The sequence below is a fragment of the Streptomyces sp. NPDC054956 genome (assembly GCF_053609185.1).
Window position 1 is genome coordinate 1 of record NZ_JBSGXB010000624.1, and the last position, 1546, is coordinate 1546.

Annotated in this window: 2 protein-coding genes; one reads left to right on the plus strand and one right to left on the minus strand. The window is 68.4% G+C overall.

What is annotated here, in order from left to right; all coding sequences use genetic code 11:
• The first annotated feature begins 149 nt into the window (after window positions 1-149).
• Window positions 150-1106, plus strand: coding sequence for an IS5 family transposase (locus ACWGDE_RS38840; protein WP_453393802.1), 957 nt, complete (start codon window positions 150-152; stop codon window positions 1104-1106).
• Here ACWGDE_RS38840 and ACWGDE_RS38845 read toward each other — a convergent pair.
• The coding region (locus ACWGDE_RS38845; RefSeq protein ID WP_453393803.1) for a hypothetical protein at window positions 1024-1546 on the minus strand (523 nt) is incomplete at its 5' end. The two genes, ACWGDE_RS38840 and ACWGDE_RS38845, sit on opposite strands and share 83 nt — an antisense overlap.

Sequence of the window (1546 nt, forward strand, 5' to 3'; positions counted from 1 at the left end):
TCAGTGCGTTGTGGCAAACCGGATTTCGTTCGAGGCATGCGGGCGCGGGTGATCATCTGGACGGAGGTACGGGTGCGACCGCGGGCATGAAAGAACGGGCCCCTTGGTAGTGACGCGGTTACGACACCCAGCACGACCAGGGAAGCCCGTTGCCCGATCAGTTGAGCAGTATCTCTGTGTCTTCGTCCACCGCGGTCACTCCTGGGTGTGACTGCTACGTGCACCGGTTCGGTTCGATCGTTTCGGGGCGGCGGGCGGCCTGCTATCCGAGTGACATGACGGATGCGGAGTGGGCCGAGGTCCGTTCCGCGATGCCGGTGCCGGCCTGGCTCCTCAAGCAGGGCGGGCGTCCCGAGGGGTATTGCCACCGCGAAATACTCGATGCGGTGCGCTACCTGGTCGACAATGGTGTGAAGTGGATGGCTCTGCCGGTCGATTTCCCGTACTGGCGGGCGGTTTACGACTTCTTCCGCCGCTGGCGGGCATACGACTACGTGCGTGAACTGCATGAACGGCTGCGCCGCACGGCCAGGGAACACGAAGGGCGGAACGCCGAGCCATCCGCGGGGATCATCGACAGTCAGTCGGTGGACGCCTCCGAGACCGTCGGTGCGGAAAGTCGCGGATACGACGGCGGGAAATCACGTGACGGACGCAAGCGTCACATCCTGACCGACACCGAGGGCCTGCTCCTGGAGGTCACCGTGACCACAGCCGATGTGCACGACTCCAAGGCCGCTCCCGCGCTGCTGGAGACATTCATGGACCAGCCGGGCCGGCTGCTGAAACTGGTGTGGGTCGACAGCGCCTACCAGGGCCCGGCCCTGGCCAAGGCGTTCGCCCTGCACGGAGTGCGGATCGAGGTCGTGCGCCGATCCGACGGACACCGCGGATTTGTCGTGCTGGCCCGCAGGTGGGTGGTGGAGCGAACGCTGAGCTGGTTCTCCCGCTCACGCCGCCTCAACCGCGACCACGAACGCCGCCCCGACCACCACGCCCAGATGGTGTGGTGGGCCGCTGTGATCAGGCTGTCCCGGCGCCTGGCCGCGGACGCTCCGCGCTGGCCGGAGAAGCGTCCCGGCCGACTGCCCCGGGCGCGGGCATGAACCGTCCGTCCTTCGCCCGCACAAGCCAGCCCCGCTTCTCCAGCACGTAGGCACGGTGCCGGATCTTCTCCACCTCGTTCTTGATCTCCGCTTCCCGGCCCACCGCCCGCGTCAGCTCCACTCCGTTCACCGGCCCCGAAGCGGCCACCACCGCGGCGAACACCTCCCGATACAGGCCGCTGAGCACCTCCCCGCCCATGCCCGACCGCCGCACCGGCGGCCGCTCGCCATGCCCCGCGCCGGAACCGCCCGATCCCACGGCGGCAGCCATCTCACCACCAGAAGGCACGGAAACCGGCGTAATCACGGGGCTCTCCTCGGCCAGCACCGACACGAGCTCCTCACGCCCCACCCGGGCCCGCTCGACTCGCTCCCGCGCGGCATCCACCTCCGCCTGAGCCTGCTCCAGGACCTCCGTCCAGGACTCCAGGTCCTGCCTC